Here is a 25,181-nt window from a genome sequence, read left to right as displayed (position 1 = left end):
GAACATGGGCTGCGCGCTGTGATGCCATTGCAGTGACACTGTTCATACCGAACTTCAACACGCTCTAGAAGAGAACGCTCGCTCGATCAACGGTCGCGAGCGGGTTGGCCTTCCGCACCGCCTCAAGGAACAGCAGGAAATCCCGATTGAACAGCGTCAGGTTGTTGGTGAACGTCACGCACTTTCTGCCCGACGCTTTGCTGAAGCACACCTGCCAGACATAGCGCCCGTAGATCCTGTCGGACGTTCGTGTGACTGAGGTGATCTGCGAAAGCGGAACCGCCGTGGGCACCGGCCCACGCCGCAGGTAGAAGGACTCCGCATCAAAGAAGTAGTGCTCCCGATCTTCTTTCCCATCCACCATCACCAAGGTCATGGACCTGCCGGAAATCCGGCGCGGAGCATGCAAACGCAGCCCCGATTTCACGGACGAGCGAGCAGTTGCTGCCATTCGCCGAAGGGTGAACCAGAGAATCACCAACGGAAGCGCCGCGAGCACAATGAAACCCACGGTCTTCAAAACAGTTTCCAGCGTGCTGGGCACACAGATCTCCAGGATGAACGTTCAGGCGATGCCCAAGTAGATCCACGCCATGCGTGGATGCTCTCCCTCAGCGCCCCATCACTTCCAGTGATCCGGCCCCAGGAACGGCAGGCTCAACACAAACACCGGAACCGCCACAGGGATCAACGCGGCCCCCAGCACCTTGCCCGCCGCCGAACCCACGCCCGGCTTGTCCTCCCGCTCCGGCAGGATCCGCTGCGCCCGTGCATTGATCGGCTGTGCCAGCTTTCCCTTCTCCGCCAGCGCCGCAGCATCCGGCAACTTCACCCGCTCGCCGTCGCCCTCGAACAGCGCGCTGTAATAGCCGCCACCCTTTCTTGAAAGATTGCAGGCCCGGTCAAACGCCAGCGCGTAACGGGTCCGGTCCATCGGCAGGTAGTAGCGCGCCCGCTCCTCCACGGCCTTGGCCTCACGCGGGGTGACCTCAATCCGCTCCAGCTTGAACTGCGCGGCCTGTTGCGCCGTCACCTGCTCCGGCCGCAGCAGCAGCGCATAGCTGCCGTGCACCTTGGCCTTGTTGGCCGGGTCGCGCCAGTCTTCATGGAAGTACATCTGCGCGCAGGCCACCGCCTCGCGCAGCGGGCTGTCCATCAGCGCGCGGTACTCGCGGAACGGTGCGGCATTGAAGCGCATCGGCTCGTCATAGCGCGGCAACAGGTACAGCTGGCCGTCGTCGGCCACGAACGCACTGGTGATCTCGCGGCTTGAGGCGTGCTCCTCCGGACCACTGGCACAGCCGGACAGCAGGCCAAGGCACAGGGCGGAGAGAATGAAGAAGGACGTTCGCATGTCGTGTTCGAGGGCTTCCCTGGGAAAACGGCCCCGCCCGAAAGGACGAGGCCAGCCCGTCATGGTGCCACGGCACCGCATGCGATGGAGAACCCGGCTTACTTCAGACGCTCCACCAACCGCTGCCCCACCTCCAGCGCAGACGCCGGGTTCTGCCCGGTAATCAGCTCGCGGTCCACCACCACATGCCCGGTCCACGGCGTGGCATTGCTGCTGAACGTCGCGCCCGCCTGCTGCAACGCCGTCTGCGGGTAGAACTTCATCTCACCGCCGCCCAGCAGCGGCTTGGCCTGTTCTTCTTCCTGGTTGCTGATCACCGTCATCTGGTAGCCGCTGTAGATCCACTTCGGCGTAGCCGGCATCGCACCCGTTTCCAGCTTCGCCACGAAACCCGCAGCATCCGGCAACGTGGACAGCAGCGCGATCGGCCCGTGGCAGACCAGTGCAGTGGTCTTGTTGCGCTGGTGGAAGTCGGCCAGCAGCCGGCCCAGCGCCGGGCTCTTCAGCAGGTCCTGCATGGGCGCGTGGCCACCGGGAATGTAGACCGCATCGAAACGCGCGTAACCCTGCTGCTCGATGCGCGCCAGGCTGACCACCGGCGAGGCAGTCGGCGAGGTCAACGCCAGTTTCTGCAGCAGCTCCTTGTGCAGCCTCAGCTGCGCGGCATCGTTGCCGAAGTACGCCGGCGTCACCGAGGACGCATCCACCGTCGGTGCCCGCCCCTGCGGCGTGGCGAAGGTCACCTCGTGGCCCGCGTCCAGCAGCAGCTTGACCGGCTGCATCAGCTCATTGAGATAGAAGCCGGTGGACATCACCTTGCCGTCCTTCAGGTCCAGGTGGTTTTCGTCGGACAGCACCACCAGCACGTTGGCGGCCTGCGCGCCGGTCGCGGCCAGGGTCAGGGCCAGCGTAGCGGCCAGCCGGGTCATCAGGTTCATGGGGTAGTTCCTATCGGGGAATGGCGGCCACTTTATTCATCGCTCCAGCGGCGATAAATTGGCCCCATCGCAAAACATCTGTTCCCCGGAGAGCCAAATGAGCCGCAAGTTCGACTACCTGGGCGATGTGGAGGTGTTCCTGGCGGTGGTGGAGCACGGCTCGTTCACTGCCGGCGCGGTGGCGCTGTCCACCACGCCGTCGGTACTGAGCCGCGCGGTCACCCGCCTGGAAGCGCGGCTGGGCCGGCAGCTGCTGCAACGGACCACCCGCCGCGTGGGCCTGACCGACGCCGGGCGGCTCTATCTGGAACAGGTGCGCACCGCCTTCGGCCTGCTGGACGACGCCGAGCGCGACGTACTGGCCCAGGACGGTGCGCTGGCCGGCCGCGTGCGCCTGAGTGTGCCCACCACCTATGGCCACTACCGGCTGCCGCCCGTGCTGGCGCGCTTTGCGCAGCAGTACCCGCAGGTGCAGGTGGAACTGAACATCACCAACCGCAACGTGGACTTGGTGGCCGAAGGCTTCGACCTGGCCATCCGCCTGGGCCAGCTGCCGGACAGCGGGCTGGTGGGGCGGAAGCTTGAGGATGCGCCGCTGTTGCTGGTGGCCGCGCCGGACTATCTGCAGCGCCGGGGTACGCCGCAGACGCTGGACGACCTGCAGCAGCACCTGTGCCTGCCGTTTGTGATGCCGCGTACCGGGCGGCTGGCGCCGTGGATCTTCCGCGACGACGGGCGCGACGTGGACTGGCTGCCGCGTTCGTCCATCGAGACCTCCGACGATGTGCTGGGCGTGGTGTCGCTGGCCGAACAGGGCATCGGCATCTGCCAGAGCTATGAGTTCATCGTGCGCGAGCGGATGCAGCGTGGGCAGCTGGTGGAGGTGCTGCCGCAGCTGCGGGGGCGGTCTAGGCCGTTCTCGGTGATCTATGCGCCGCATCGGCGGCAGTCGGCGGCGGCGCGGGCGATGATTGAGCTGCTGGTGGGGAATGCAGCTGAGACTGGCGTTGGTTGAAGCTGCGAGGTTCGCTGGCGTTGTCGGAATTGAACCGATTTTCTGGGTGTGCGGACGATCCGGCGCCGCTGCCCGTCGAGGCGGACTAAGAACCGTTGCAAAGAAGGCCGTCGCGCTATTCGCTTGTGGCGTGGGCGATTCCGGCAGTTTGATTCGCCATCAGCAGAGCAGCTGCGCGAATGCGTCTGCCGGCGTCGCGTGCTGCACGAAGGGCGCGTGCAACAATAGTTCTTCGCTCTCGGATTCCGCGATTCCTTCGCGAATTTCTATTGGCATTCAGAGCGGCGGCGTAAACACCATGACGCGCCACCGATACCGGGTGGCCGGGCGTGCAAACCCGAGACGCAGAGTGAATACGCTTGCCAGTCGGCACCGTCCTTGAGGCGGTGCCGACTGGCAAACCGTCGGCCTATATGGCGGACGGTGCGTGGGGGTCTTCGGGCCCGCCGGTCACTTCTCTGCGTCCCGGTTTGCAACCCGCACCGTCCGCCACCCCTTCGCGGTGGCGCTGTTAAGCACAGCCACGGAAGCCGACGCCATGAACGAATCCGACACCTTCTCTTCGTACACCGTTGTTGAACCCATCAACGACGACACTCCCCTGCCCGACCTGAACTCCCTGCTCGGCATCCTCAAGCGCATGCGCGGCTGCGAGGGGGCGGATGGGCATCCTTGGCCAGAAACCGATGTATCACCCGGCCGCCGCGTGAGCCTGGCGAGGAGCGAGCGCGCAATGGTGGGAGCGCTGACGGTGCTGGAGCTGTTGCATGCCGCAGACCGCTGCCGGGTGGCAGCGGAGCCGGAGCGGCATTTGGATGAGGGGGTTGTTGATGGGCTATTTCTGGCTTGCCGGGGGTTGGTTGAGTGGGCTTGTCAGGAGGTTAGGCCGGAGTGATTGGCTTGATGAATCTTGGCTCGGCATGGCTGAGAGTGTCCGATTTCTGTGTCCGGGCAATGGGAGTTCTAGCCAGCTATCACGGGCGGTTGTAAGAGAGCTGCGAAATTCTGATCTTACCTAGTGACCCTCGCCGCATTCTTGAATTGTGGGGTCGCACGAGGTGGTCAAACACCTCCGCTCGTGCTGCACCCAGTGCGGGGTGGCTTGTTTCCCTGTAGATCCGCTCACGCTTGAGCAGCCCTTGCATAGCCTTCTTCATCAGTACGCGCAATGCCGCTATGAAGCTCTGACTGGGTGGTCTGCACCAGCGGCAGGAGGACCACCCGTCAGAGCGCTGAGCGATGCCCTCCGCACCCAGGATAACGCAGCACGACAAATCATCCGCCGAGAGCTTGGGCAAGTACGGTCGTAAATCACCATCATTCATCTCGGACGATGAAGGACCTGGCATCCGCTACTTCACCACCTCCATCAGCTTGCTGAAACTGTCCACAACGTCGTACTTGACGTTCTCCGGGGCGTAGCGGCGGCTCATCTCATCGAAGAACTTGCGGGCGCACTGGATCTTGGTCTTTTCGATCTCACGCAGGTCCATCGACGACATGGAGCCCTTGGTCTCCGCCACAAAATAGACGTGCTTAACAACGCCTTCCTTGAAGCTGATCGCCCAATCCGGGTTGTAGTCGCCCACGGGTGTGGGGATTAGGAAACCGCGTGGCAATTTGGCATAGACCACCACTTCATTTGCTGTGTCCAGCTCTTTCACGAACTCCCGCTCTACCTTCGAATCCGTCAGCACATAGTCGTAGATGTGTCGCTGAAGCTTGTCACCGGCCTTGCTGAAGTCCTGCTTGGTCTGCCCGGCGGTAAAAATGTCGAGGTCGAACTTGTCCTCGACGGGATCGTAGGCCAGGTGTTCGATGATGACCGTGGCCTTTTGTTCGTTGATGAGTCGCGTGGCCTCGGCGATGAAACTTTCCGGATTGGTCTTGAACTGTGCAAAAACCGCGACGTTAATACCCTTGAGGATTTCCGCCACCATGCGACGAGTCAATTGAGTACCTTCGGCTAGCTTGCCGATCAGGTCGTACCTGACCGCTGAATGGATCGACTGATTATTGTATTCGGTCTTTGTCTCGGAAACTTTGAAACCATCTCCACGCTTCAGCACCTCGTCAGTCACCTGGTCGATCTGTTCGCCGGCCTGGATGGTGTATTGCAGCGGGGTCACGCGCAGAGCTGCGTCCAACTCCTTGACCACCTTTTTCACCAACTCGTCCGAGTCGAAATCGACACTGTAGGCCGCCTTGCGGTTGATGCGGTTCCACAGCGCCTTGAACTCCTGTTTGTCGAAGTTGGCGTTGAGCGGGTTCTTCTTGGGTTTGCGGTCGTCGTCGATGTCAGGCAATTGGCTAGCACTGAACACACTGTCGATAAGCTGGTACACCTGCGCCGCGTGCGGCTTCAGTTCGTCTGGCAGATCGGCCAGCGTTCCTGCCTTCTTGGCATCGTGATACGCACCCGCGATCCGGTCTGAATCGTCTGTGTAGTCGTTCTTAACCAGATAACGGTAGATTTGCTTCGCCAGTTGCGGCGTAACCGGTACGTCGCCGGTCGCCGTTTTCAGCACCTTGCCAGTGAAGTATTCCTCGTTTGCCACGCGTGGACGTTCCGACAGAGAATCGCTGATGTCCTTCTGCAGCGCGGCCACAAAGTCCTTGAAGCTCTCGCTGGCGACCACGGTCAGCACGTTCACGTCGTGCACTGTTGCCGGATGATCCATCCGGTCGCCTGTCTGGTTGACGGACAGCCGCAAGCCACGCCCCACCTCTTGTCGACGTGTGACCTCGTTGTTGTAGTCGGGATGCTTCAAGAAGCAGATCACGAACACATTCGGGTTGTCCCAGCCTTCACGCAGGGCCGAGTGCGAAAAAATGAAACGCACCGGCTCGGCAAGCGACAACAAGCGCTCCTTGTCCTTCAAGATCAGGTCGTAGGCATCCACATCGTCCGACAGACCTTTGTTTTCACCCGTCTTTGCAATGCTCGGATCAACGTCGCGCTTGCTCTTCTTGTCGACGGAGAAGTATCCGCTGTGGGTCTTGTCCGCCGAAATGCCCTTCAGATACTTGACGTAGGCCGTCTCGTCCAGGTCGAGCATCTCGTTCAGGTACTGCGTGTACTCCTCTTCAAAGATGCGGGCGTATTCGCCTTTTTCGTCCGCCTGCGCGTAGTCGCGGTACTTGACCACCTCATCGATGAAGAACAGGGTCAGCACCTTCACATCTTGCTGGAACAGCGCCTGTTCCTTGTCGAAGTGCGCCTTGATGGCTTCCCGAATCTGGATGCGGCGCAGCGCAGCCTCGGTTACGTCGCCAGTGGCGTCGCCGACCGTCAGCTCAACGCCATTGGTAAAGCTCAGGGTGTCGGTGTTGGCGTTGATGTCTGCCACCACGTAGTCGCGGTATTGATCCAGCCCGCCCGACAGATCGAACAGGTTGTCGCCCTTGCCGAGCTTTCTCACCACGCGCTTGATGTTGCCGCCCGCCGCCTTCTGCTCGAACTCGACGCGCGCCTCGGGTGGCTTCTTGCTCGAAATTTCGATGGATTGCAGGTACAGATAGCCTGCCGTGCCCGCCAGTCCCTTCACCGCGATGCCGCGCACGGAAATTTTCTTCACCAGCTTCTGATTGTAGGCGTCCAGCGCATCGAGGCGGTGAATCTTGTTGTGGGTGGTCTTGTGGGTGGCCGAATAGCGCAGCACCATCAGTGCCTTGAACGCTTCCAGGGAATCCAGCGTTTTCTTGCCTTCCATCTTCTGCGGCTCATCCAGTATCAGGACCGGGCGGTTGGCGCTGATAACGTCGATGGGGCGGCGGGACTGGAAGTCGTCCAGTTCCTCGTAGATGCGGCGATTGTCTTTGCCAGTGGCATTGAAGGCCTGCACGTTGATGACCATCACATTGATGCCCGCGTCCGACGAGAAGCTCTCCAAGTGGTGCAGTTGCTTGGAGTTGTAGATGAAGAAACGTGCCTTCTTCTGATAGCTCTCCAGGAAATGTTCAGCGGTAATCGCCAGCGACTTGGCCACGCCCTCGCGGATGGCGATACTGGGCACCACGATGATGAACTTGCTCCAGCCGTACAGCTTGTTCAGCTCGAAGATGGTCTTGATGTAGCAGTAAGTCTTGCCAGTGCCGGTCTCCATCTCGATGTCGAGATTGACCTTGGCCACCTTGGTTTTGACCAGCGCATCAGACAGCGGCAGGTTCTGGGCTCGTTGCACGGCGTGGACGTTGTCCAGCAGAACCAGCTCCGACAGGGTGAGGTCGGCGTTGCGGAAAGCCGCCTCCTGCTCTGCCGCTGCCGCTGCCTCTGGCGCGGCCTCCAGCGCCAGCGCACCTTGCGGGCTGGCCGGTGCCGCCTTGCGGCTGCCGGGATCAAGACGATAGCGAATGCCGCCGTGCTGCGGCACCTGCCCATTGAAACAGTCCACCACGGCCTGTACGGCGGCAGTCTGGTAGGCCTGCGTTTTGAACTTCAGCTTCATCGCAGTCCCCTCAAATACTCTTCACTTCGGTGGATGGCGACAAGAGCTTGAAGATCTGCTCCACGTTGATCTTGACGGCGCTGTCTTTGAACCCCGCATCGCGGAACACCACGCGCAGCGGCTTGTGCGTGGCCAGTTCCTTGACGAAGGCTTCGTCCACGCCGCCATGAGCGTCGAAGCAGGCGGCCAGTGCACCGCCATCCACGAAGAATACATCCTTGCCCTGGATGGACCTCTTCTCGATGGGCAGGGCGAGGTCAACGCCCCAGTCCAGCATCACCTGGAACAGCAGGTCTTCCGCCGTGCGGTCAGGCTTGATGTTGTCGACAGCGTAGATCAGGTCAACCTGGCGAACTCCATCGGGAACATAATGGATATCAGCCATATTTGATGTTTCGATCTTCAAGGAACGAAAGCCAACGTCGACACCTCTTTCTGGAAATTTCAAGTTCGAAAGAATGGATATCCCGGCCTTACGTATACGTTCGCGAGATAGCTCGGCGATCGATGCATACCCTTCCTTTGCAGCATCTGACTTAGGATCTGGCGTTTCAGCAACTTGCACCATAATAAAGCGGCGGTTTCCCTCGTCTTCGGCATTCGCCTCCATCACGGCTTGAGCTGTAGTACCCGAACCTGCGAATAGATCAAGAACAATCCCGCCCCTATTGTTATCTGCCCACTTCATCAATTGCTTTATCAAGCGAACTGGCTTCTTGCCATTCGCGAATGCAATGCCACCCTCTTTAGCAACATTCCCCATGTCTTGATGAAAGCCCTTCCAAAGATCTCCGCGAATAACAGTTCTTCCGAATCGCGGCCGGTAGTCATCTGACATACGATAATTCAATGCAAGAGGAATTAAGGCCCTGAGCGTGCCATTCTCAAGTGTAGTGAGAAAATAAGTGCGATGATCTGTTTCAAATGGCTCCCATAGACCCGGTTGAATTACCTTTCCTGCAGCTGAAACAGGAGGTCTATCGACGCTCGCAATTCTTCTGAGATTTTCAGAAATAAAGGTTCTTACCGCTTCTGAGACGGCCAACAGTTTGTCGATGTTCTTGAGACTAAATCGTCCCCGCTCTACAAGCCCATAACGGCGGATATCCTCGCCAACCCGACTATCCGAAAGTAGTTGCTCCGCGAGGCTACCCAGAGTCCCATCATCATTTAGCCAAATTGAATAATGAGTATCGTACGCATCAATACCATCCAAGAGTGGCTTATGGGGCCTCTCGTCAAACTCAACCGATTTTCTATATACATGAACGAATTCCACATTCTTCACAATTGTGCCCTGCTGGGCATTAACCGTCTTGGGACCAGATGTCGTCGACATCTCAACTGCAATTGTGTCGATGAAATTTCCTTCACCAAACACCTCATCCAAAAGGTGCTTGAGATTCGCAGACTCATTGTCGTCGATTGAAACAAAGATAACCCCATCCTCGGCAAGCAGATTCCTCGCCAGTTTCAGTCGGGGATAGATCATTGTCAGCCAATCAGAGTGAAACCGACCATTCGTTGCAGCATTAGCGATGAGGCGATTACCTCCCTCGTCCACCTGATTGGAGCGACGCAAATAGCCCACCGCATCTTCGGAAAAATCATCCTCGTAAATGAAATCACTTCCTGTGTTGTACGGCGGGTCGATGTAAATCATCTTCACTTTTCCTAAATACGTCTCCTGCAACAGCTTCAACGCATCTAGGTTGTCGCCTTCGATGAACAGGTTCTTCGTGGTATCGAAGTCCACGCTCTCGCTGCGCACCGGGCGCAGGGTCTTTGCAATCGGCGCATTGGCCATGAGCAGCGCCTCGCGCTTGCCCGGCCAGTTCAGGTGATACCGCTCCTGTGGCCCCTCCACCAACGAAACCGAAAGCTCCTGCCGCAACTGGTCGAAATCCACCGCCAGCTTCACACTACCGTCCTCGCCTCGCGCCTCGGTCACGCAGCTGGGGAACAAGTCGCGGATGCGCGCGATGTTGTCTTCGGTCAGGTTGGGCGAGTGCATTTTTAACTTATCCACGAATAACAGCCTCTTGAATTTTTTGCTCTATGTGCGGGCCAACGGAGTTTAGCTACGGACACGCAAGAGCGGAACCCTGGCATCGAGCCGTGCTTTGACCTGGGTATAGAGTTGAGCCAAAAGATTCTCCTTGTCACGTAGGCTGACCAAAAGCGAATAACCTTCTTCGCTGTCGCACAGGCTCTCCCCCCACGGAAAGTCATTGCGCGTGACCACCACAAACAGCTTTTTTGTTCGTAATGCCGAATCTTTCTGGAACTGTTTGAACCGCCAAAAATCGGCCTGAACAGTCCCTTTGCTACGAGCCACCTGGCCGACGGTTGCGCCTGCCAGTTCCTGGATGCTTTGGTAATCTTCCTTTTTAGTCGCCTTGTTGAACATGGTCGTGACATGTTCAAGGTCACGAGCGGCGACCAGCCTGAAGTCAATACGTGTAGCACGGTACTTGATGCGCGTTGAGCGCACAGGCGGCATATAGGCCAGCGCAACGGCGATTTCCCGTAGGCGTTTTTTGCCTCCGCTGGTAAATTCCGGCGGAATGGGTATTTCGTAGAAATGATGCCGCTTGTTCTCGATCTTGCCATCCGTAATCAGCGTGACGGCGCTTTCCAGCGAGCGATGCAGGGCGGCTTCATCCACCTGCCCATAACCACATGCACGTTTAAGTGCCTTATGCTGATCCACCAGTTGTTGGCTGGCATCTGGCAGCACAGCATTCAAGCAGAGTTGGGCACGCACGAAGTTGGCAGTGGCATCTGGGTGTTCATGAAGCACGGAGGCGGCCAGATGCGCTACTTGGGGTGCAGCCATGCTGGTGCCAACATCCACCATAAAAGGATGACCGCCCGCAAACTGGTAACTGGTTGATACCACACCCAATCCAGCGGTTCTGTCCAGTAATGCGTAGTTGGCCCGTGTATTGATTGCCCAATTTCCACCATACGCCATCAGCTCCGGCTTGATAGCGCCATCGACAGAATGGCCGCTACGAGTGAATGGCGATGGCTGGTCCGGCTGTGCAATCGGTAGTTCTGCAGGGTCCGCAGAATGGTACTGGCTGTTGAAGGTTTGGTTGTGGCGCGCCAGACTACCAACCGTCAGCACATTCAATGCCGGTGCTGGTTCGATGAGTCGCCAGGCATCACTCAGAAGATAGCCTGGATACTGATCACGCCATTCCAAACCATCGGGAGAATCTTCATTGATTCGATGATTTCCAGAGGACACGACAAACAGCACACCCAATTCTCGCGATAGAGTATCCAACGTCACCGACAAGCCTTTCAGATGTCCGCCCAGGTAGGGCTTGTTGGCATCCCCGAAAGACAGGTTGAACACTTTACAACCATGCTTCTTTACAAAATAGCGAACAGCTTCTTCTATCTGGTTCTCCACAAATCCCGTGGTGTTCTCATTATGTTTGTCGAGAATCCGGCCACTGTACAAGCGCAAAGTTGGCACAAAAGTGCCGGCACGCAGATGTTTTTCAAAGTCGCCGTAAAGCGCCAAGCCGGCAACATGCGTGCCGTGCCCATTTTCATCGTGTGGCCCTTCACTCGGCAAGAAACTCTTGGCCTCGCCGACAGCGGCTTTCAGCAGAGGGTGGCCGTCGGCAATGCCACTATCAAGCACTACCACGCCCGGCGCTTGCGCTGAAGGAGCTTGGATATCAGGAATCTTATGAATATTCTGAAAGACGACCGATCGCTCCAGCGCAAAGTTGGGCGGCAAGTCAATGGATCGGACATCCCGATGGTGAAGCAGCGTGTCCGCATGTGCGGCTGTGCCGCGCAGGCGGTAAAGTGTCAGCTCTGGCTTCGTGATCTGATCCAACTTCTCGATACCTTGTTCTGCCAGCCAGCTTTCAAACGCTTGCCAGGCTTGCTGCCTCGCCTGATGACTGTCTTCCAGCGGCCATAGCTCAACATCCAGCATGAACTCATCCCGATCCGGGAAGCCTTGCTGCTTCAGCGCCCAGCCTTTTCGATTTTCAGCACTCCAGCCATCCACGCTTTGCAGGGCATAGATCACTTCTTTATTGGTAACCTGTTCACCCGCCGCCATACTGGCAAGGCGAGCTTCAAACTGCGCCAATGCGGCATTGGTGGCGAAGCCGATAACGACGGTTTCTTCTTCCTGGCTGACAAACTCGATTTCAGTGGAAATCTTTCTCAGGTCATCCGGGTTGAATCCTTTCTGCACCGTAAAGCGGAAAAGCTTGCGCTCATCAAAGCCACCTACATCTTCACTGGCTTCTTCTTTGGCATTGACCAATTTGGTCAGCAGTCCGCGCCCATGCCCACGAACATCCGCTGGCGGTGGCGGCGGCATGTAGGTTCCAGAGCGCTTTTCATTGACTGGTGCTTCTCGTTGTATGTTCAGATGCGGAAAGTTCTCCTCCATGACGACTTAGCTCCCTTGTATACGTGCCCTGCGGGCATCTTCACGACGAATGGCGGATTGCAGATGCCGTTCACTGAGAAATTCTTTTCCAGTCAACACCATATCTTTGGCTGCCCGACGCAGAACGCGCTCCACATCAGCATGACTCATACCTTTGAACAGGCTCGTAATGCGAGCGTCCTCAATCTCGAATTCACGGCGTAATCCACGCAGCTTGATGGTCAACAGCCGTCGCAACTGCTCCAGATTGGGCGATTCAAAGACCAATACCTCATCAAACCGGCGCCAGATGGCGGCATCGAGAATACGCTCATGGTTGGTGGCGGCAACTAGGATGCTTTTACCTTCATAAGCATCCAGCATTTGCAGGAAGGCATTCACCACGCGCTTCAATTCGCCATGCTCTGCAGTATCGGCACGCTCCTTGGCCAACGCATCGAACTCGTCGAACAATACAACCATCGGCACGGTGGCTATAAAGTCAAAGACTTGCCTCAGATTGGCTGCCGTTTCCCCAAGAAGAGAAGACACTACGCTATCAATACGGACTATAGCCAGCGGCAAGCCCAACTCACTGGCCAGTACCTCAGCCGTTAACGTTTTCCCGCATCCGGGTGGGCCACAAAACAACAGGCGATCTGCGGGATACAGACCATAGCTTTGCAGCGCATCCGCTCGATGGTGTTCTTGCAGCAACTCATTCAGCAAAGACGTATTTTCATCCGACAAGACGACGTCTTCCATGCGCCGGACTGCCTCTTTGATCTGTAAGAGAGGCAGGTTGCGCTCTTTATCTTTAGGTATGCGATCACTCAGCAACGAGTTGGCGGACCCACCAGCATTACGGCGACCGTAGAGAATTCTCTCCAGGTCATTCGCCAGCAAATGGTGATTCTTGGTGCGCTCCTCCTGAATCAACTGTTCGGAAACACGCTTGAAGGCATCCTGATTGCCTTCAGTTCCAGTTTTAATAAGTTGTCTAAGCAGCTTGGCTGTGGCCATGATCTTTCTCCTTTCCCAGAGCCACGCTTGTCGTGTCAAAAGCATGACTCTCAACTCTTGGTTACTTTAACCCGTTCAGTTCAGTTCTCAGCTTCCGCAGTTCGGCATTGATCTCCACCTTGCGATTGAACTGCTTTTCCTTGCCCAGCCGCGCCGTGGTCTTATCCAATTCGCGCTGCTTGGCTTGCGCCTGTTCGACGCGCGCCACCAGCTCGGCCAGTGTTTCCTGTGGCCGAGCTGACAGTGGGATCAGGCGGCGCAACACTTGCTCGTACAGGCCGCCCAGATGCAAGGCCACAGGCATCGCGGTGCGTTCGCTATCCGTTGACAGCCAGTCCGATGCAAAGTAGTCCGAGGGCACCCAGCGGCTGGTATCGGCTTCGTTCGGGCGCTTGTAGGCGGCGACCACCTGCGTTTTGCCGTCGAAAGTCAGCTCGAACACAATGGGGAACGGGATAGCCCCGTCGATGCAGCGCAGCACATCGGCGTGCAGTTCCTGCGTTTTGAGCTGGATGCTGAAAATCTGGATTTCGGGTACGTCATGGCGTGCGGGCAGATGCAGCGTTTCGGGGGCCAGCTTGTACTGCCAGATGATCTGCTCCACCTGTTTGACGAACAGGTCTTTGAGTCGGGTGTTGGCTCCGCTGTATTCGTAGATCTTGTTCTTGGGCAGAACACGCCCGAAGGCGGCCTGCTTGGGGTAGGCGATCAGCGCGCTCATCCGGCCTCCTGAATCACGAGGAAGCTGATGAGTTCAAAGTCGTCCAGCCCGGAGATGGTGCCCGTTAGCGCCGTGGTCTTGCCGCTGGTGAACAGGCTGTCCAGATCCTTTTCTTCCTGGACCTCGATCATCGAGCGGATGGCCTTGCCCAGCAGGTCGGAGTAGGGCTGCATCCTGCGGCCATCGGCGGTTTCCTGATTGAAGCGCTGGTACACGTCCACGATGGGTTTGTCCTGCCCCTTGCAGCATGTGCGCGCCAGATCGAGCAGGCGCTTGACCTCGGTATGGTCGTGAATGATCTCGCCTTCGCGGTTGATGTAGACGAGGCAGTACGGGTGCAGGCGATTGTGCTGGTTGAGGTTGATGCCTAAATCGAGGTTGCGCAGCGTGAAGATCACCCCTGGGCGCAAGCCCATTTCAGGTTGGGCGGGCACGACGGCGTGCATCCCGTTGGGCACGTTGCTCAGTTCTCCGTGGGCCTTGACATAGTTGAGCAAGTCCATGCGGAAGTCATTTAGGCCAAGATCGGTGATGGAGACACCGGTCTTCAAATCCTCTAGCTCAATGACGTCTTCCTGCAAGCGGCGCAGTTGCTCCTTGCGGTACGACACGTCATTGGCTTGCGCGGACAGCACGTTGTCGTCGCCGGTGGCGGTAACGTCGGCGATCATCATCCGGCTCTCAACGCGCTCCTTGAGGTTGATGTATTCGTCGAGCGAAATGTCGGGCCAGTAGTTGACCAGCTGGATGCTGCTGTTGGGCGAACCGATGCGATCCACCCGACCAAAGCGCTGGATGATGCGCACCGGGTTCCAGTGAATGTCGTAATTGATCAGGTAGTCGCAGTCCTGCAGGTTCTGGCCTTCGGAAATGCAGTCGGTGCCGATGAGCAGATCGACTTCGTGCGGCTCGTTCGGCAGCACCACGGCCTTCTCTTTCGAACGAGGGGAGAACAGGGTAAGCAGTTCCTGGAAGTCGTAGCTGCGCTTGTGTGTGCCGCTCTTGATGGTGGACTGCGGCGCGCCCTTGCCGGTGACCTTGGCGGCGTGGATGGCGTGCCTGGCCAGTAGCTCCGGCGCAAGATGGGCGTACAGGTAATCGGCGGTGTCGGCAAAGGCGGTGAAGATCAGCACCTTCCTGTTCCCGGGGTTGATGGGGTTGTCGATCTTGCCGAGCAGTTGCGCCTTGAGGTGCTGCAATTTGGCATCGTCTTGCGGGGTGATCTTGTTCATCGAGGCCAGCAGGGCGTCGATGACCTGCAAGTCAACCTTGAGTTCGTGCTCCCAGGATGGCAAGTCCATGTCGGCGAGGCTGATCTTGATCTTTCCGCCGATCTCGCCGCCCTCGTCACTGGGCATTGGCAGGTCATCGTCCTCGGCATCCAGCCCATCCAGCATCCCCGTAAGGTCACCCACTGTCGCCGCGCCGCCGGATTGGTTGAACACGGCAATTTTGGCCAGCGTCGCTTCGTTGTTGGCGCGCAGCGATTGCAGGGTGATTCGGAATGACTGTACCGAGCTTTCGAGACGCTTGAGCAGGTTGACCGTCATCAGGGCCTGCAAGCTCTTTTCACGGTCAGCCTGACGCAGCGTGCCCTTGCCGCCGACCTTAGTGTCGTAGATTTCCTCGTATTTCTTCAGACGACTGGGCAGGATGTAGCTGATGGGCGCATACACGGCCAGCTTGAGCAGGGAAAGTTGCTCGAAGATCTCATTGAAACCCAGCACATCTGACCGCTCGGTCAGGCGGCAGTGGAACGACAGCGGCTTGCGGCGCTCGGGAAACTGGCCGATGTCCTTGGTGTCGTAGAAGGTCTGGATGTGCTTGCGCGAGCGTGCAATGGTGACGCTGTCGAGCAGCTCGAAGAAGTCGAAATCCAGCGAATCAAGAATTGCTCGCGCGGTACGCTCTTCCGGCGGCAGCTTTGACCAGGTGTTGAAGACTGCCTGGGCATTGCGAAAAACTTCTTCCACCGACTTGCTGGTGCGTAGTTTCTTGCTGAGGCTTTCCGAGTCGCCTTCGTAGGCCAGTGCAAGCTGGTTGCGCAGGTCGTTGAAGCGGTTATTGACTGGTGTAGCCGACAGCATCAGCACCTTGGTCTTCACCCCTTCCTGAATGACCTTGCGCATCAGCTTCTGGTAGCGTGTTTCCTTGTCCTTGTAGGCGTCGTTATTACGGAAGTTGTGCGACTCGTCGATGACGACCAGATCGTAGTTGCCCCAGTTGATGCGATTGAGCGGTGTGCCGAAGGATTCGCCGCTGGTGCGCGAAAGATCCGTATGGCACAGCACGTCGTAGCTGAACCGGTCGCGGGCGAAGATGTTGGTCTTGAGGTTGCGGTTGTAGTTGAGCCAGTTGTCGGCCAGCTTCTTGGGGCAAAGTACCAACACGGATTTGTTCCGCAACTCGTAGTACTTGATCACGGCCAGCGCAGTGAAGGTCTTGCCGAGACCGACGCTGTCGGCCAGGATGCAACCACTGTAAGTTTCCAGCTTGTTGATGATGCCGGTGGCCGCATCCTTCTGGTAGTTGAAGAGCTTGTTCCAGATCAGCGTGTCCTGGTAGCCCGTGCGATCGTTGGGCAACACGTCTCCATCGATGTCGTCGAGGAACTCGTTGAAGATGTTGTAGAGCATCAGGAAGTAGATGCTCTCGGGCGAATTCTCCTGATAGACCGAGGCGATGTGCTCGCAGATCTGCTCGGTCACGTCCTCCAGTTTTTCGGAGTCGTTCCAAATCTGGTCGAACAGACTGAGGTAAGTGGCAGAAAAGAGGGTCTCGTCCATTTTGTTGACAAGGTTGGACACCGCATTGCCTTGCTGGTAGCCGAGATCGATAGCAGTGAAGCCGTGCAGCGGCATGTACGCAGTTTCCATAACGCCAGCCTGCACACAGGCGAACTGCTGCATAGGCGCTTTGGTGCGGTTGCTGCGGAACGTGGCCTTGCGCCGCATCCAGTCGGCACACTCCTTGGCCACCGCCCGCTGGGTGAGTTTGTTGCGAAGCTGTATTTCAAACTCGCTACCGTAGAGGCTGCGTTCCCGTTCGAGCTTGGGAATGTGGAACTCCCGCCGCTCCTTGCGAATCTGGTCGGCGACGTCATTAGCCACAAAGGTCGGCGAGGTGAAGATGAAGTTCAGCTCGTCGATCTTTTCCAACTCAGCTTTCAGCGCCTCAAAGGCATACATCGAAAAGCACGAGGCCGCGATCTTCAGACGTGCACCGGGCTTGAGAGTCTGCTTGAGATCGTCACCCAGCAAACGGCTGATGTTGTCGATCAGTTCCATCGTGCTCCCCTTAAGCTTGCTTGATTCATTTCGCTCCTCACCCCTAGCCAGTCGACTCGATCAACCACTATGATTTCATCGCTCACAGCACCAGCCTCATCATGTCGCAGCTCGCGCTCGGGCAGGCCACTCCAATTTCAAAAATCGAGAACGGCAGGATGCGCCCCAGAACGCCTGTCCGCACCCGGTCGTCTTTGCTGCCACGCCCAGCTCGATGGCGCCAACACGCTCCTCGAACTCACGGCAGGGAAGCAGCAACGCCCCCCGGGGTTAATCGAGCCAAGGTTTGACGTCGCGCAGCCCCAACAGCCCCTGACCCCAAGCCTGCGAGCTGGCGTCCAACATCTCATATTAGCCCTCCTTGCCCCCCCCTGGAACATGCGCTCCAAACTGATGTAGCAGCCAACGGCATAGTCCAAGTAGTAAAGCAGTAGAAAGGTCAACAAACGGGAAACTTGACTGTTGCCGTCCGGAGAAGCGCGGCCAGATACTCGGGGGGGCGAGCGAGTGAATGGAAATGTAATCCTAGCCAACCTAAGAATCATAGCCATTGAATGATGTCGTTCCCCCGCAAATTGCCAGTTAGCGGCAATAGACCCCCATATCCTGAACCAAGGCCCGTTCGCGAGTGGCAGGCATGGCTGACCGGGAAGGATCAACGGCAGTCCCGCCATCAAAGGTGAGCCATTCACCAGTGCACCTCAGAACCAACAAGGGCGCCTCTCGGCGCCCTCGTTCTTTCAACTCATTCCCACTCAATAGTCGCCGGTGGCTTCCCCGAGATGTCATAAACCACCCGCGACACCCCCCGCAACTCATTGATGATCCGGTTGCTCACCGTCCCCAGGAACTCATACGGCAGATGCGCCCAATGAGCCGTCATGAAGTCGATCGTCTCCACGGCCCTTAGCGCAATCACCCACTCATAAGCCCGCGCATCGCCTACCACGCCCACCGACTTCACCGGCAGGAACACGGCAAACGCCTGGCTGGTCTTGTCGTACAGGTCCGCCTTGCGCAGCTCATCGATGAAGATGGCATCGGCCTTGGCCAGCAGTTCGGCGTATTCGCGCTTCACTTCGCCCAGGATACGCACGCCCAGGCCCGGGCCCGGGAACGGATGGCGGTAGACCATGGTGCGCGGCAGGCCCAGCTCAACGCCCAGGCGGCGCACTTCGTCCTTGAACAGCTCACGCAGCGGCTCCACCAGGCCCAGCTTCATGTGCTCCGGCAGGCCGCCCACGTTGTGGTGGCTCTTGATCACATGCGCCTTGCCGGTCTTGCTGCCGGCCGACTCGATCACGTCCGGGTAGATGGTGCCCTGCGCCAGCCACTTGGCGTTCTTCAGCTTGCTCGATTCTTCGTCGAAGATCTCAACGAACAGGTTGCCGATGATCTTGCGCTTGGCTTCCGGGTCGCTTACGCCTTCCAGCGCAGCGAAGTAACGGTCGGCGGCATTCACGCGCACCACCTTTACGCCCATGTGCTCGGCGAACATCGCCATCACCTGGTCGCCTTCCTGCCAGCGCAGCAGGCCGGTATCCACGAACACGCAGGTCAGCTTCTCGCCGATGGCCTTGTGCAGCAGCGCAGCCACCACGGACGAATCGACGCCGCCGGACAGGCCCAGGATCACTTCGTCATCGCCCACCTGTTCGCGCACGCGGGCGATCTGGTCGTCGATGATGTTGGCGGCAGTCCACAGGGTCTGGCAGCCGCACACGTCCACCACGAAGCGGCGCAGCAGCGCCTGGCCCTGCAGGGTGTGGGTCACTTCCGGGTGGAACTGCACGCCGTACCAGCGCTTTTCTTCGTTGGCCATGGCGGCCACCGGAATGCGGTCGGTGGTGGCGGTGATGGTGAAGCCCGGCGGTGCAACGGAGACGTGATCGCCGTGGCTCATCCAGACATTCAGCTTCGGCTCGCCGCCGTGGTCGCTCAGGCCCTTGAACAGCGCATCGGGGTTGATCACGTTCACTTCGGCGTGGCCGAATTCGCGCTGGTCAGCGGCTTCGGTGGCACCACCCAGCTGGGCGGCCAGGGTCTGCATGCCGTAGCAGATGCCGAAGATCGGCAGGCCGCTGTCGAACACTTCCTGCGGCGCGGCCGGGGCACCCGGCAGCGTGGTCGATTCCGGGCCGCCGGACAGGATGATGCCCTTCGCGCCGAACGCGGCGATCTCGGCCGGGTTGTGGTCCCACGCCCAGATTTCGCAGTAGACGCCCAGCTCGCGGATGCGGCGGGCGATCAGCTGCGTGTACTGCGCGCCGAAATCGAGGATGAGGATCTTGTCGTTATGGATGTTGGTCATGGTGCCGTTCCAGTGGTGTTTTTCGCAGCGCCCGGCGCTTCAAGGCTCTGCGTCAGCGTGGCGATGAACGCCTCGCGTTGTTGAATATGTGAGGGGTCTTCCTCGTCCCAGCGCAGCATCAGCAGGCCCTGTGGCGCCTGCCGGTTGTTGGGGTCAGCGCGCGGCAGATCCGCGACTTCCTGCACTTCGGTGCCGGGCACGAAACGCCGTTGCAGGGCGCGCATGGGGTAGCCGGATTGTTCGGGGCCGCCCCATGCGACGAAGCGCACGTTCATCCGGCTCGGCTCCAGCGGCCCCAGCTCTGCGATCACCCTGGGATCTTCAAAGAGGTGGCCCAGTCCGGTAACGCACTGCAGGATCACCTGCAGCGGGCGCACACCCGTGCCCTTCAGCAGCCAGCGCTGCTCGCCGGCAGCCTCCATGTGCCAGCCTTCCGGCAGGGAGAATGAATTCTGGCACTTCTGCACGTCCTGCAATTGCGAAACCGCCGCGCCCGGAGACCCGGAGCGCGGCGGCGGTTCGGACACCGAACAGCCTGCCATCAGCAGGCTGCCCGTGATCGCAAGAGCAGTTCGCAAGCGCATCAGGCGCGGTAGTTCGGCGGCTCTTTGGTGATGGTCACGTCGTGGACGTGGCTCTCACGCTGGCCGGCGCCGCTGATCTTCACGAACTTGGGCTTGCTGCGCATGTCTTCGATGGTGGCGCAGCCCACGTAGCCCATGGTGGCGCGCAGGCCGCCCATCAGCTGGTGGATGATGCCGCCCACCGGGCCGCGGTACGGCACGCGGCCTTCGATGCCTTCCGGCACCAGCTTGTCGGCGGTGGCGGCGTCCTGGAAGTAGCGGTCCTTCGACCCCTTCTCCATGGCAGCCAGCGAACCCATGCCGCGGTAGCTCTTGTACGAACGGCCCTGGTACAGCTCGGTCTCGCCCGGCGATTCCTCGGTACCGGCCAGCAGGCCACCGACCATGATGGTCGAGGCACCGGCGGCCAGCGCCTTGCCGATGTCGCCCGAGTAGCGGATGCCACCGTCGGCGATCAGCGGGATGCGGTCCTGCAGCGCTTCGGCCACCAGATCGATGGCGGTGACCTGCGGCACGCCGACGCCGGCGACGACGCGGGTGGTGCAGATCGAACCTGGGCCGATGCCGACCTTCACTGCGTCCGCGCCGCTGTCCAGCAGCGCCAGTGCGGCTTCGCCGGTGCAGATGTTGCCACCGATGACCTGCACGTTCGGGAAGTTCTTCTTGACCCAGCTGACGCGGTCCAGCACGCCCTGCGAGTGGCCGTGCGCGGTATCGACCACGATCACGTCCACGCCGGCGGCGACCAGCGCTTCCACGCGGCGATCGGTATCGCCACCCACGCCGACGGCCGCGCCGACCAGCAGGCGGGTCGACAGGTCCTTGGCAGCATTCGGGAAGTCGGTGTTCTTCTGGATGTCCTTGACGGTGATCAGGCCACGCAGTTCGAACGAATCATTGACCACCAGCACCTTTTCGATGCGGTTGCGGTGCAGCAGCTGCAGCACTTCATCAGACGCGGCGCCTTCCTTGACCGTGATCAGGCGATCCTTCTTGGTCATGATGTGGCGGACCGGGTCGTCCAGCTCGGTCTCGAAGCGCATGTCGCGGTGGGTCACGATGCCGGCCAGCTGGCCGTCGCTGCCCACCACCGGCACGCCGGAGATGTTGTGCGCCTGGGTCAGGGCCAGCACGTCGCGGATGGTGGTTTCCGGACCGACGGTGATCGGGTCGCGGATGACACCGGCCTCGAACTTCTTGACCTTGGCCACTTCCGCGGCCTGCTGTTCCAGGCTGAGATTCTTGTGGATGATGCCCATGCCGCCGAGCTGGGCCATGGCGATGGCCAGGCGGGCTTCGGTGACGGTATCCATGGCGGCGGACAGGATCGGAAGCTTCAGCTTCAGGTCTCGGGTCAACCGCGTTTCGAGGTTGACGTCCTTGGGCAGGATGGTCGAGTGGGCGGGGACGAGCGAGACGTCGTCGTAAGTGAGTGCTTCAGCCTGGATGCGCAGCATCGGCATACCCGAGATGTGGGGAAGCGCGACATTTTACCCTGTTTTCGCGCCGTGTGGCAGGGGGCAGATGCGACGCAGTGTCGCGCGGGCGGTGATCGGTTCAGGAGGGTTTGGAACCTGCCTCGGTGGGTGCGGACCGTTGGTCCGCACTGCCTTCATACACCTGTGCACCGGCCACCTGTGCACCGGCATTGTGCCGACCAACGGTCGGCACCCACCTTAAGAGGATCACTCGAGCCAGCCCTAAAGCGCCTTTGGTGGGTGCGGACCGTTGGTCCGCACTGCCTTCATATACCTGTGCACCGGCATTGTGCCGACCAACGGTCGGCACCCACCTTGAGAGGATCACCCGAGCCAGCCCTGAAGCGCCTTTGGTGGGTGCGGACCGTTGGTCCGCACTATCCCTCAGGCACCTGAGAACAGCCCCAGGTGAGGTCAGCTCAGCGCTTCCGCCGCTTCCAGGGTGTTCTGCATCAACGTGGCCACGGTCATCGGGCCCACACCACCCGGCACCGGGGTGATCCAGCTGGCCCGCTGGGCGGCGGCCTCAAACCCGACGTCGCCCACCAGGCGGCCGTCGTCCAGCCGGTTGATACCCACATCGATCACCACCGCGCCCGGCTTCACCCACTCGCCCGGCACGATGCCCGGGCGGCCCACCGCCACCACCAGGATGTCGGCGTTGCGCACGGCCTGTTCCAGCACGTCCTTGGGGGTGAACTTGTGGCAGCTGGTCACGGTGCAGCCGGCGATCAGCAGCTCCAGGCCCATCGGGCGGCCGACGTGGTTGCTGACGCCCACGATGGTGGCGTTGCGGCCGCGCACCGGCTGGTCGGTGTGGCCCAGCAGCGTGGTGATGCCGCGCGGGGTGCACGGGCGCAGGCCGAACTCGCGCAGGGCCAGGTGGCCGACGTTTTCCGGGTGGAAGCCGTCCACGTCCTTGCGCGGGTCGATGCGCTGGATCAGCCGGCGCGCGTCGGGGATGCCAGGCAGCGGCAGCTGGATCAGGATGCCGTTGATCTTCGGGTCGGCATTGAGCTGGTCGATCAGGTCGAGCAGCTCGGCCTCGGTGGTACCGGCCGGCAGATCGTAGTCATGTGCTTCAATGCCGACCTTCTCGGCGGCACGGCGCTTGTTGCGCACGTACACGGTCGAGGCAGGGTCGCCACCGACCAGCACCACGGCCAGGCCCGGACGGCTGCCACCAGCAGCCACGCGGGCGTCGACGCGCACCTTCAGGCTGTCGAGCAGGTCCTCGGCGATGCGGCGGCCATCAAGGATGCGGGCAGGATGCGGGGCGGCGGAATCAGTCATCGGGGGCAGGCGTGGGGCGGCGGGGACGCTATTGTCCCCGATTCAGGCCCCCTCGCCCACCGCCGTGCGCCGACTCCGCGCACCGGTAGTGCCGGCCGCTGGCCGGCAACCTCATGACGTCGGAACGTTCGCGCATCTGCCGGCCAGCGGCCGGCATTACCAACCGCCGGCTTCGGCAATTCCCCACACGGTAGTGCCGGCCGCTGGCCGGCACCCTCATGTCGTCGGAACGTTTGCACATTTGCCGGCCAGCGGCCGGCACTACCGGGCTTTATTCTTCCTCTTCCGGCACGTCCTGCGGGTTCAAGGTCTTGCTTGCCCGCTTCGGTGCGGTGAACGGCGTCGGCGTCGGCACGCCCTGGCCGGAGTTGCCGAACACCATCTTCGCGCCGGCATTCAGACCACCACCGGCAATTTCCAGCTCGAAGCGCTCGGCATCGCGGCGACGGATCTGCTCGGCAATTTCGATCGCATCGTCCTCGTCCGCACCCAGTTCCACCAGTGCGGCCTGGCCGAACAGCACCGCCGACTCGAACGTCTCGCGGATCTGGAAATCAACACCGGCATGGATCAACCGCAGCGAATGCTCGCGGTCGAACGAGCGCACCATCAGCTTGGCCTGCGGGAACTCGTGCGACACCAGCTCAACAATGCGGTCAGCCGCCTCGGCCTTGTCCACGCACACCGCAATCGCACGTGCGGTGGCCGCGCCCGAGGCATGCAGCACGTCCAGCCGCGTGCCGTCGCCGTAATAGATCTTGAAACCGAAGCGCGCGGCGCTCTGGATCATCTCCACATCGTTGTCGATGATGGTCACGTCCACGTCGCGCGCCAGCAGCGACTGGCTGGCAACCTGGCCGAAGCGGCCGAAGCCGATCAGCAGCACGCTGCCGGACAGGCCCTCGGCCTCGTCCACGCCATCCATGTTTACCGTCGGCTTCGGCGCGATGCGCTTGTAGACCAGCACCACCAGCGGGGTCAGCGCCATCGACAGCACCACCACGGCGGTGAAGTTGGCATTGATCTCCAGGTTGATCACGCCGGCCGAGGCGGCGGCGGAGAACAGCACGAAGGCGAACTCGCCGCCCTGCGCCATCAGCACGCCCCGATCCAGCGCCTGCGCGTGGTCGCTGCCCATGATGCGCGCGACCACGTAGATGCAAAGTGCCTTGGCCGCCATCAACGCCAGCACCAGGCCGAGGATCAGCTGCCAGTTGCCGGCCACCACGCCCAGGTCCAGCGCCATGCCGACGCTGAGGAAGAACAGGCCGAGCAGGATGCCGCGGAACGGCTCGATGTCCGCCTCGATCTGGTGGCGGAAGGTCGATTCGCTCAGCAGCACACCGGCCAGGAACGCGCCCATCGCCATCGACAGGCCGGACAGCTGCATCAGCAGCGCCGCGCCCAGCACCACCAGCAGCGCGGCGGCGGTCATCACCTCGCGCGCCTTCGATTCGGCCAGCACGCGGAACAGCGGGTTGAGCAGGAAGCGGCCGACCAGCACCAGGCCGACGATGGCACCCACGCCGATCGCCACCGACAGCCAGCGCGAGCCCTCGCCATCGGCACTGCCCGCGCCCGGCGCCATCCACGCCACCAGCGCCAGCAACGGCACGATCAGCAGGTCTTCGAACAGCAGGATGGAGACGATCTTCTGCCCCGACGGCAGCGCGATGTCACCGCGCTCGGCCAGCAGCTGCATCACCACCGCGGTGGAGGTGAGCACGAAGCCGGTGGCGCCGATGAAGGCCACCTGCCACGGCAGGCCGAACAGCTTGGCGATGCTGGTCAGCACCAGCGCACAGGTGACGATCTGCAGCGTGCCCAGCCCGAAGATTTCCTTGCGCAGGCTCCACAGATGCGAGGGCCGCATTTCCAGGCCGATCACGAACAGGAACATCACAACGCCGAGCTCGGCGGTATGCAGGATCGCCTGCGGGTCGGAGAACCAGCCCAGCCCGAACGGTCCGATCGCCAGGCCAGCGGCGAAGTAGCCCAGCACCGAGCCCAGGCCGGCCCGGCGGAACAGGGGCACCATCACCACCGCCGCGCCCAGCAGGGCGACGACCTTGACCAGCTCGCTGGTCGCTGCTTCTACCGCCATGCGGTCTGTTCCCCAAGATCCAGAATCGGGTTCAACAATAGAGCAATGCCGATGTCGGCAATAGCACGCATGTTGCGCCGGATTGTCTTGGAAGTGGAACGATGCAGGGAGTGACTCCCAGCATCATCCCGAAACCATGCACATGCTTGGGTGGGCGCCATGACCTGTAGAGCCGAGCCCACGCTCGGCTGCTCTTCGTGCCGAGGCCAGAAGC

General features: G+C 60.3%; 16 protein-coding genes and 1 pseudogene. 2 read left to right on the top strand and 15 right to left on the bottom strand.

What is annotated here, in order from left to right; genetic code table 11:
* Positions 1-64: 64 nt before the first annotated feature.
* The 3 genes from ACSYHF_RS08595 to ACSYHF_RS08585 form a co-directional block, all read right to left on the bottom strand.
* The gene (locus tag ACSYHF_RS08595) at positions 65-544 is read right to left on the bottom strand and encodes a hypothetical protein (RefSeq protein ID WP_271162891.1); all 480 of its coding nucleotides are present in this window, start codon (positions 542-544) and stop codon (positions 65-67) included.
* A 78-nt stretch (positions 545-622) separates the two neighbouring features.
* Complete coding sequence (locus ACSYHF_RS08590) at positions 623-1,354, bottom strand: hypothetical protein (protein ID WP_447576256.1); 732 nt, start codon at positions 1,352-1,354, stop codon at positions 623-625.
* Between the two features lie 98 nt (positions 1,355-1,452).
* Positions 1,453-2,292, bottom strand: a complete 840-nt coding sequence (locus ACSYHF_RS08585; RefSeq protein WP_447576255.1) for a type 1 glutamine amidotransferase domain-containing protein — start codon at positions 2,290-2,292, stop codon at positions 1,453-1,455.
* A gap of 97 nt (positions 2,293-2,389) precedes the next feature.
* Here ACSYHF_RS08585 and ACSYHF_RS08580 point away from each other — a divergent pair, with 97 nt between their 5' ends.
* The gene (locus tag ACSYHF_RS08580; RefSeq protein ID WP_447576253.1) at positions 2,390-3,307 is read left to right on the top strand and encodes a LysR family transcriptional regulator; all 918 of its coding nucleotides are present in this window, start codon (positions 2,390-2,392) and stop codon (positions 3,305-3,307) included.
* A 538-nt stretch (positions 3,308-3,845) separates the two neighbouring features.
* The gene (locus ACSYHF_RS08575; RefSeq protein WP_164194225.1) at positions 3,846-4,202 is read left to right on the top strand and encodes a hypothetical protein; all 357 of its coding nucleotides are present in this window, start codon (positions 3,846-3,848) and stop codon (positions 4,200-4,202) included.
* A 68-nt stretch (positions 4,203-4,270) separates the two neighbouring features.
* Here ACSYHF_RS08575 and ACSYHF_RS08570 read toward each other — a convergent pair.
* From ACSYHF_RS08570 to ACSYHF_RS08515, 12 genes and pseudogenes are all read right to left on the bottom strand, one after another.
* Positions 4,271-4,446 (bottom strand): annotated as a pseudogene (locus ACSYHF_RS08570) (IS3 family transposase); the annotation flags it as partial.
* A 213-nt stretch (positions 4,447-4,659) separates the two neighbouring features.
* Entirely contained in the window at positions 4,660-7,755 is a 3,096-nt protein-coding gene (locus tag ACSYHF_RS08565; RefSeq protein ID WP_447576251.1) for a type III restriction-modification system endonuclease, read from the bottom strand.
* Between the two features lie 10 nt (positions 7,756-7,765).
* Complete coding sequence (locus ACSYHF_RS08560) at positions 7,766-9,769, bottom strand: site-specific DNA-methyltransferase (protein ID WP_447576249.1); 2,004 nt, start codon at positions 9,767-9,769, stop codon at positions 7,766-7,768.
* Positions 9,770-9,832: 63 nt separating this feature from the next.
* On the bottom strand, positions 9,833-12,187 hold the full coding sequence (locus ACSYHF_RS08555; RefSeq protein WP_447576248.1) for a S8 family peptidase: 2,355 nt from the start codon (positions 12,185-12,187) through the stop codon (positions 9,833-9,835).
* Positions 12,188-12,193: 6 nt separating this feature from the next.
* Complete coding sequence (locus ACSYHF_RS08550; protein WP_447576247.1) at positions 12,194-13,189, bottom strand: AAA family ATPase; 996 nt, start codon at positions 13,187-13,189, stop codon at positions 12,194-12,196.
* Positions 13,190-13,250: 61 nt separating this feature from the next.
* Complete coding sequence (locus tag ACSYHF_RS08545) at positions 13,251-13,910, bottom strand: DUF4391 domain-containing protein (protein WP_447576245.1); 660 nt, start codon at positions 13,908-13,910, stop codon at positions 13,251-13,253.
* Complete coding sequence (locus ACSYHF_RS08540) at positions 13,907-17,197, bottom strand: helicase-related protein (protein ID WP_447576243.1); 3,291 nt, start codon at positions 17,195-17,197, stop codon at positions 13,907-13,909. Before ACSYHF_RS08540 ends, ACSYHF_RS08545 begins: the two co-directional genes overlap by 4 nt.
* A 745-nt stretch (positions 17,198-17,942) precedes the next feature.
* Positions 17,943-19,508 carry a glutamine-hydrolyzing GMP synthase gene (gene guaA, locus ACSYHF_RS08535; RefSeq protein WP_019661318.1) on the bottom strand — a complete coding sequence of 522 codons (1,566 nt, stop codon included), beginning with the start codon at positions 19,506-19,508 and terminating at the stop codon, positions 17,943-17,945.
* Entirely contained in the window at positions 19,505-19,984 is a 480-nt protein-coding gene (locus ACSYHF_RS08530) for a hypothetical protein (protein WP_447576430.1), read from the bottom strand. The genes guaA and ACSYHF_RS08530 overlap by 4 nt, the downstream gene beginning before the upstream one ends.
* Positions 19,985-20,091: 107 nt before the next feature.
* Entirely contained in the window at positions 20,092-21,549 is a 1,458-nt protein-coding gene (gene guaB / locus ACSYHF_RS08525; protein WP_005416248.1) for an IMP dehydrogenase, read from the bottom strand.
* 435 nt (positions 21,550-21,984) lie between these two features.
* Complete coding sequence (folD, locus tag ACSYHF_RS08520) at positions 21,985-22,863, bottom strand: bifunctional methylenetetrahydrofolate dehydrogenase/methenyltetrahydrofolate cyclohydrolase FolD (protein ID WP_005416247.1); 879 nt, start codon at positions 22,861-22,863, stop codon at positions 21,985-21,987.
* A gap of 271 nt (positions 22,864-23,134) precedes the next feature.
* A complete protein-coding gene (locus ACSYHF_RS08515; RefSeq protein WP_005416246.1) occupies positions 23,135-24,967 on the bottom strand; it encodes a monovalent cation:proton antiporter-2 (CPA2) family protein in 1,833 nt (610 codons plus the stop codon).
* Between the last annotated feature and the right edge of the window lie 214 nt (positions 24,968-25,181).

The organism is Stenotrophomonas maltophilia group sp. P373, assembly GCF_053295075.1.
The sequence above is the reverse complement of the archived record's forward strand: the minus strand, read 5'-3'. Positions and strand labels throughout refer to the sequence as shown.